At 64.6% G+C, this 6,603-nt stretch carries 8 protein-coding genes; 6 read left to right on the top strand and 2 right to left on the bottom strand.

What is annotated here, in order from left to right; genetic code table 11:
• Positions 1 to 300 precede the first annotated feature (300 nt).
• Positions 301 to 1,155 (top strand): DUF1989 domain-containing protein, encoded by an 855-nt coding sequence (locus P8014_RS20090; RefSeq protein WP_337819115.1) that lies wholly within the window; start codon positions 301 to 303, stop codon positions 1,153 to 1,155.
• 119 nt (positions 1,156 to 1,274) lie between these two features.
• Positions 1,275 to 2,333, top strand: coding sequence for a hypothetical protein (locus P8014_RS20085; RefSeq protein WP_337819114.1), 1,059 nt, complete (start codon positions 1,275 to 1,277; stop codon positions 2,331 to 2,333).
• A 33-nt stretch (positions 2,334 to 2,366) separates the two neighbouring features.
• On the opposite strand, the gene P8014_RS20080 is transcribed toward P8014_RS20085, so the two are convergent.
• Positions 2,367 to 2,975 (bottom strand): LysE/ArgO family amino acid transporter, encoded by a 609-nt coding sequence (locus P8014_RS20080; RefSeq protein ID WP_337819113.1) that lies wholly within the window; start codon positions 2,973 to 2,975, stop codon positions 2,367 to 2,369.
• A 182-nt stretch (positions 2,976 to 3,157) separates the two neighbouring features.
• Here P8014_RS20080 and P8014_RS20075 point away from each other — a divergent pair, with 182 nt between their 5' ends.
• Together P8014_RS20075 and P8014_RS20070 are read left to right on the top strand one after the other, a co-directional pair.
• Positions 3,158 to 4,057, top strand: a complete 900-nt coding sequence (locus P8014_RS20075) for a LysR family transcriptional regulator ArgP (RefSeq protein WP_337819112.1) — start codon at positions 3,158 to 3,160, stop codon at positions 4,055 to 4,057.
• A 68-nt stretch (positions 4,058 to 4,125) separates the two neighbouring features.
• Positions 4,126 to 4,437, top strand: coding sequence for a DUF2288 domain-containing protein (locus P8014_RS20070; protein WP_337819111.1), 312 nt, complete (start codon positions 4,126 to 4,128; stop codon positions 4,435 to 4,437).
• A gap of 8 nt (positions 4,438 to 4,445) precedes the next feature.
• Here P8014_RS20070 and P8014_RS20065 read toward each other — a convergent pair whose 3' ends face one another.
• Positions 4,446 to 4,976, bottom strand: coding sequence for a hypothetical protein (locus P8014_RS20065; protein WP_337819110.1), 531 nt, complete (start codon positions 4,974 to 4,976; stop codon positions 4,446 to 4,448).
• Between the two features lie 328 nt (positions 4,977 to 5,304).
• Between P8014_RS20065 and P8014_RS20060 the strand changes: the two genes are divergently transcribed.
• Together P8014_RS20060 and P8014_RS20055 are read left to right on the top strand one after the other, a co-directional pair.
• The gene (locus P8014_RS20060) at positions 5,305 to 5,904 is read left to right on the top strand and encodes a hypothetical protein (protein ID WP_337819109.1); all 600 of its coding nucleotides are present in this window, start codon (positions 5,305 to 5,307) and stop codon (positions 5,902 to 5,904) included.
• 181 nt (positions 5,905 to 6,085) lie between these two features.
• Positions 6,086 to 6,603, top strand: a 518-nt coding sequence (locus P8014_RS20055) for a DMT family transporter (protein WP_337819108.1), incomplete at its 3' end; no start/stop codon positions are given.

Raw genomic sequence — 6,603 nt, 5'->3', positions numbered from 1 at the left:
GATTCCCAGATGCGTAATGTTCATGATGACGACTCCTCTCGGTCTGGCGCTCGCCGCGCCGCTTCCGTAAAGGTGGCACATTGGCCGGCAGGGTGAGGGAGAACCCATGTCATCTGATTTATTACTGACGTGCCCGGAGGCGTCGCCTGAAACATCTCGGAAACCCTTCAGATCGAGCCGGACGGTAAACTCAGCGCTTCGTGGTCACAACGTCCATAGTATTGTGCCATCAACGCCCCTCAGAGCCATTGCAGCCCGCGCGGTTCCAGCTGACCACCTCGCACACCGGAGTCCAACAAGATGCAGAGCTATCCCGCTGCGTACCAGCCGACTCAAGGCTCCGCCCTGGAGGTCGACAAAAATTTCTACCAGCGCATTGCATCCGACCACGACGGGCGCGAGCTGATCGAGTCGATCGTCGTACCGATCCGCTCGGGCCGGGCGTGGACCGTGCCCGCCGGCCATGTGTTCCGCGTGGTGACGATCGAGGGCCCGCAGATCGCGGATCTCAACCTCTGGAACCGGCACAATCCGCGCGAACGGATGTGGGCGTCGCGCACCCGCCAGCTCCAGCGCGCGCACGTGAGCACTTTCGACCGCCTGTGGTCGACGCTGCCTTATCTGCGCCCGCTGGTGACGATCACCGACGACAGCCTCGCCGACTACAGCCCGGACGAATACGGCGGCCACGTACACGACCTGCTCGGCACGCGCTGCGATCCGTACGTCAACCGCATGCTCACGGGCGAGGACTTTCATTTTCATTGTCACTCGAACCTGACCCGCGCGATCGCGCCATACGGCCTCACCGAGTTCGACGTCCACGACGTGCTCAACGTCTTCCAGTGCACCGGCCTGAATCTGGAAGACAAATACTTCATGAAGGCCTGCCCGGCGAAGAAAGGCGACTATCTGGAGTTCTTCGCGGAGGTCGATTTGCTGTGTGCGCTGTCGACCTGCCCCGGGGGCGATCTGTCGGTGCCGCTGTGGGGCCCGGACGCACGCGACCCGCTGGACGTGTGCCGACCGCTCGGCATCGAAATCTACCGGCTCGCGCCGCAGCTGCTGGAAGGCTGGTCATCGCCGCCGGTCGCCGCCTACCGCGGCCAACACGGAATGGCGCTGCAGCAACCGCCGTGGGAGCGCGACGGCTGACACCCGCATTTGAACTCCCCCACTCGCAGGGCGGATCGGACAGCCCCCCTCGCCGGAACGCATGCACTGCCATAATCGACGCTTCACATAGGACAGCAGCATTTTCAGGGACCGAATCAATGCTCAAGTACTGTTTGCTCGCCGCCATCCTCGCGATCAGCGGACACGCCCTGGCGGCGCGCACCGACGCTTCACCGGCCTTGGTCGGCAGCCGGCCCATGAGCGTCATGGCCCCGAAACGCGGCAAGAAAATCCACGTCAGGCTCTGGTACCCCGCCGCGACGGGCGGCAAACCCGGACTCATCGGCGCGACCAAGGTCTTCAAGGGTGTCGCGGCCTCGTCTGATGCGCCCATGGCCACAGGCGTGTTCCCACTGGTTCTGCTGGCCCACGGTGGGTTGCGGGCCGCGCCGGGCCTGGGGAATTGGATTGCCGCCGATCTGGCGCGCAAGGGATACGTCGTCACCTTGGTTCACGCGCCGCTTCCCAACGAACTCAGCGCCCGGGGCGCCGTGCGCGAACTCTGGCTCCGACCCGGCGACCTGTCGGCTGCGCTGACCTCCGTGATGCGCACTCCCAAGCTGGCCAGGCATCTGCAACACGGAGCAATCGGAGTCGTCGGCTTTCTGCGCGGAGGGACCTCGGCTCTCGCCCTGGCCGGTGCCCGGCTCGATGTTCGGCGGTACAGACATTCGTGCGACAAGCCCCGGACCAGCGCCGACTGCCGCTGGTTCGCCCACAACAAGGTCGACCTGCGTACGGCCGATATCGACCAGGCGTTTCGCTCCTTCCTGGACAAGCGCATCAAGACCGCCGTCGTCGTCGACCCCGAGTTGTCCGGGTACTTCACGCCGAAAAGTCTGTCGAGCATCGGCATCCCGGTGGAACTCATCCGGCTCGGCTCCGGCTCCGGCTCCGCCACCGTTCCCGGTTTCGACGCGGCCGCACTGCTCAATTCCGTTCCCGACATTCACCACGACATCGTGAAACACGCAACGGCCTTCAGCAGCTTCAGCCTGTGCACCGCGCGCGCGTCGAGGTTCCTGCGCGCCGCGCCGGGCAGCGAGCCGATCTGTGGAGAGGGAAACGAAGCACGGTCGAGAATGCATGCCCGGATCGCCGGCCTCATCGAAGCGAGCCTTCAACGCACACTGCCCCTCCCGCATCGCGGCAAATAGCGGGGCGCGGTGCCTTGCTGCCTGGCCTTTGACTCACACGTTCTTCAGCAACAACCCCGCGGCAATGGCCAGCATCATCACGCCGACGCCCATGTCCAGCCGCTTCCAGGCACCCGGGCGCTCGAACACCGGCCCGACCAGACGCCCGCCGTAACCGAGCAGGAAAAAGAACGCGAAGGAGGCAAGCGTCGCCCCCGCCGCGAAGGCGGCCTTGGCCTGCGGGAAACTGCTGGAGACGCCGCCGATGACGACGACCGTGTCGAGATAGACATGGGGGTTCAGCCAGGTGATGGCCAGGCAGGTCGCCATCGTCGGCAGGAAGCGCTCGCCTGCGCGCACCTTGGGCAGGTGTTGCGCGGGCATACGCCAGGCGTTGCGCAGCTTCATCGCGCCGTACCAGCCGAGAAAAACGATGCCGGCCGCCTTCAGACCCAATGCCAGATAATCGTTCTGGCCGCCCAGATATCCGCCCACGCCGAAGGTGCCGACCGAGATCAGCACCGCGTCGGAAATGGCCGCCAACAGGCACACGGCGAACACGAAACGCCCCAGTATGCCTTGGCGCAAAACGAAGGCATTCTGTGCGCCTATGACGAGAATCAGCGAAAAGCCGAGCAGCAGGCCGGCGAGAAATGCATTCATCGAAGCTCACCAGGAACAGCGGGAAAGGTGGCGGATTGTTCGCGAACGCCGGCCGCGGCGGCAAGCACCGTTAAAAACCCATAGGCTGCCTGAACGTTTTTAATGCAACGGCGCCGTTCCGCACGCATAGCGGGTAAGGTATGCCGACGCGCACACGGCGATCTAAATTCGTCCCGGAGCCGATGAGAAGGAAACTCGATCCCAAGCAGACAGCAGCCTTCCAGGCGGTAGCGGAACGCGGCTCGTTCGAGGCCGCAGCCGGCGTGCTGCACGTCTCACCGGCTGCCATCTCCGTACGCGTGCGCAGCCTCGAAACGGCGCTCGGCTACGCGCTGCTGGAAAGAGGACGCCCGTGTCGAACGACACCGGCAGGGCAAACGCTGCTGCGCCATTTGCGCCAGATGCACGCGCTCGAGGAGACCCTGTTCGCCGAACTCGATGGCACGCACCAGCGGACGCTGGGATTCACCCTGGCGACGAACGCCGACAGCCTGGCGACCTGGCTGCTGCCCGCACTGAACGCGCCCGTGACCGATCTCGATATCGCCCTGGATCTCGTGGTCGACGACCAGATGCATACGCATCGGCTGTTGAACGCCGGGCGGGTCAACGCCTGCGTGTCCGCGCTGGCCGAGCCCATGTCCGGCTGCGTGGCGCTGCCGCTGGGGCGGATGCGCTACCGGCTGATGGCCGCGCCGCAGTTCGCGCGCACGCACTTCCCCGACGGCTTCACGCGCGAAGCCGCGCGCTCGGCGCCGGCCGTGATCTTCAACGACAAGGACGCCCTGCATGACGAGGTGGTCGGCGCGCGCTTCGGCCTGGCCGCGGGCGCCTATCCCATTCACAGCGTGCCCGCCTCGGAGGCGTTCGCCCAGGCCATACGGCTCGGCCTGGGCTATGGCCTGCTACCCGAGGAACAGGCCTATGCCAAATCCGAATGCGCGCCCCTGACGGACCTGCTTCCGGATCTGGAACACGACGTGGCGCTGTACTGGCACTGCTGGAAGGATCAGGTACCGCGCTTCGCCGAGCTGACGCGCCGCGTAGTGGCCGCCGCCCAAGCCGCGTTGATCCCGGCATGAACACACCATCGAACCCACACCCCAAAACAAGCCACTATTCCTCTCCCTAGATCTTTTACAATCCCCTCATGCACGATGAAGAGCAGAAACTGCGCGCCCATCTGAACGCCGAGACCGGCAAACTGGAATGGGCCGAAGTGGAACGCCATTTCGCACGCGGCTCGGTGGTGAAGGTGGACGCGCCGCTGGATCTGGTCGAGGTGGCGGCCCGCATGGCCCGCGACGATGCCGAGGCGATCCGCGGCTGGATGACCGACGGCACCCTGGCCAGGGCCACGGAGGAAGACGCACGTGCCTGGGGAAAACGCCGACCGCTATTCTGGGCGGTGGTCGCCGCGCCTTGGGTGCTGGTCCAGGAAATCGAACACAGCGACAGCTAAGCACCGCCCTATCGATTCGTCAGCCGATCAGCGGCTTGCATCGAGCCGCGATGCGAATCCGCGATGCGAATCCGCCATGCGAGCCAACCCGGAATACCGCCCGCAAATACGCCGCCGACCGCCAAAACAAGCATGATCGGAAACGTCAGCGGCCACATGAAGACCACCATCGTAAGCGCCTCGTAGTCGGGCAACATGGTGGAAAGCAGGAAAATGCAGACCAGGGTCATACCGGCAAAGGCGCCGACTGAAACGTACCACCACCGGCGAAACGGCAACTCCCCACGCGTGGGCGTTTTGACCAGGACACGGCGTATGAGCATTGCCAGCAGGAAATAGGGAAGCAGGAACAGCAGGCTGAGCGACATCAGCCCTGCCGCGCCCTGCACCAAGCTCACCACGCCGATGCCCTGGATCTGAAGAACCGTGCGGATCACGATGCCCAGAACCGCGGGCGGGAGCAAGCCGGCCAGCGGGAACGTCCGAAGGAATCTCCGCACCGAAAGCGGCGCGGCTTGCCGTTCCTGCGACGTTTCCATACGCAGCCGCCTCATGCAACGCTGAACTCACATCCGCGGCGGCAACCTTGTCGCGAGCGGAAACCGACGCCCTCGATTTCAACCGAGGACCGAGCCATGAGGCCCGGCACGCCCGAAACCGCCCTCGGTCGCAACCCGCCTGTATATACTTCGAAGCCACTTCTGAATAACGCAGAACGACAAGGGAGCGACAGCAATGCCGGAAGGACATTTCGATGCACCGGTCTTCTTCAAAGAACAGCAAGAAACGACCGTCGACATCTCAGAAACCCCTTACTACTAAAATGACGAAGGACGACCGACCTACGTCAAAAAGCTTCCGAACGGCGTGACGCCGCTCGTCCCGGCAGCCACCGATCCCAACGTCGCCATCGGACGGGGATATGTCGTTTCCGAAGTCATCGGCGTCAAGCCGACGCCGCCGTACGGCGTGGAAACCCAACTGGAGTTCATTGCGGACGACGTCGTTTACGAACCCATGTGGGCGACCCGCGATGTGGCGACGGCGTTCGGCATCACGCTGGTGGAAAAAGGACAGGCCGTGCCACTGAGCAGCCCGGTCACCGAGCTCTCACAGATCGAGTACGAATACGGCGTCTTCGCCGGGCATTGGTCACCCTATCAAGGCACCGGCAACAAGTTGCTGACCGTCGTCTGCACCGACCTCGAGCACCACGACTTCCCGCATATCTTCGCGTCGATCGATCCCCAGCAGCCGCTGGTCATCTCGGTCGGGCGCTACTGGCCCAGGCTGAGCAAGATCCGCCTGGCCGACCTTTGGGTGCCACGCGGCAGCGCCCTATATATACCGCCCAAGCCGAAGCTCCTGGATCAGGAGTGCATCGACCTGCACAACAACCGCAATTCGGCGCGCGCGTGCTGGGGAAGCCTCGAGCAGAACAGCGTGGCGACCAAGACGCTGCTGTAGGCAAAGCACGGGTATTTCTACTGGTTCTGGAACGCCACGCCCACCGTCCATACGAACCTGTCCCCGAAGGCATAGACAGGTTGCTTCCGTGCCGCCCCGTGCCTGAATGCAGGCCCGAGGCGTTGACCCGCAGCGTCCGGGTTAAAACCGTACGCGCCCGCAAACCAGACGACGAGTCAGGATGCACTACGACCGTACCGCCACCACAGCCTCGCTGTTCGTCATCGCGACCGGGACCCTATGGGGCTTCTACTGGCTACCGATCCGCCGCCTAGCGAACAACGGGCTATCCGGAGCCTGGGGCACCCTGGCGGTCGTCGCGGCCGCCGCGCTGCTGCTGGCCCCCTTCGCCGTCAGGGCACGGCATCGCCTTGCGCGGTCCGATCGGCTGGGACTTGCATCGCTCGCCCTGGGCGGCGCCTCGTTCGTCCTCTACTCGGCCGGCCTGGTCTACGGACGGGTCGCCATCGTCATCCTGATGTTCTACCTGACGCCGGTCTGGAGCACACTGATCGGACGCTATGTCATGGCTTGGCCGACCCCGTGGCAACGGCTGGCCGCCATCGCCATGGGCATCGCCGGTCTCGGACTCGTCCTGGGCGCGGGCGGCCAATCGCCGGTTCCGCACGATCTGGGTGACTGGCTGGGGCTCGCCTCCGGCGTGTTCTGGGCGATAGCCTCGACAGGCATCAGGTTGCG

It is taken from the genome of Acidihalobacter sp., assembly GCF_037381185.1.
Classification (GTDB): Bacteria; Pseudomonadota; Gammaproteobacteria; order DSM-5130; family Acidihalobacteraceae; genus Acidihalobacter_A.
This window is presented reverse-complemented; position numbering and strand designations above follow the sequence as displayed.

Coding starts and splice junctions, on each gene's coding strand:
- P8014_RS20070 (WP_337819111.1), top strand. CDS start 4,126: ATGCACGATGAAGAGCAGAAACTGCGCGCCCATCTGAACGCCGAGACC.
- P8014_RS20080 (WP_337819113.1), bottom strand. CDS start 2,975: ATGAATGCATTTCTCGCCGGCCTGCTGCTCGGCTTTTCGCTGATTCTC.
- P8014_RS20090 (WP_337819115.1), top strand. CDS start 301: ATGCAGAGCTATCCCGCTGCGTACCAGCCGACTCAAGGCTCCGCCCTG.
- P8014_RS20075 (WP_337819112.1), top strand. CDS start 3,158: ATGAGAAGGAAACTCGATCCCAAGCAGACAGCAGCCTTCCAGGCGGTA.
- P8014_RS20085 (WP_337819114.1), top strand. CDS start 1,275: ATGCTCAAGTACTGTTTGCTCGCCGCCATCCTCGCGATCAGCGGACAC.
- P8014_RS20065 (WP_337819110.1), bottom strand. CDS start 4,976: ATGGAAACGTCGCAGGAACGGCAAGCCGCGCCGCTTTCGGTGCGGAGA.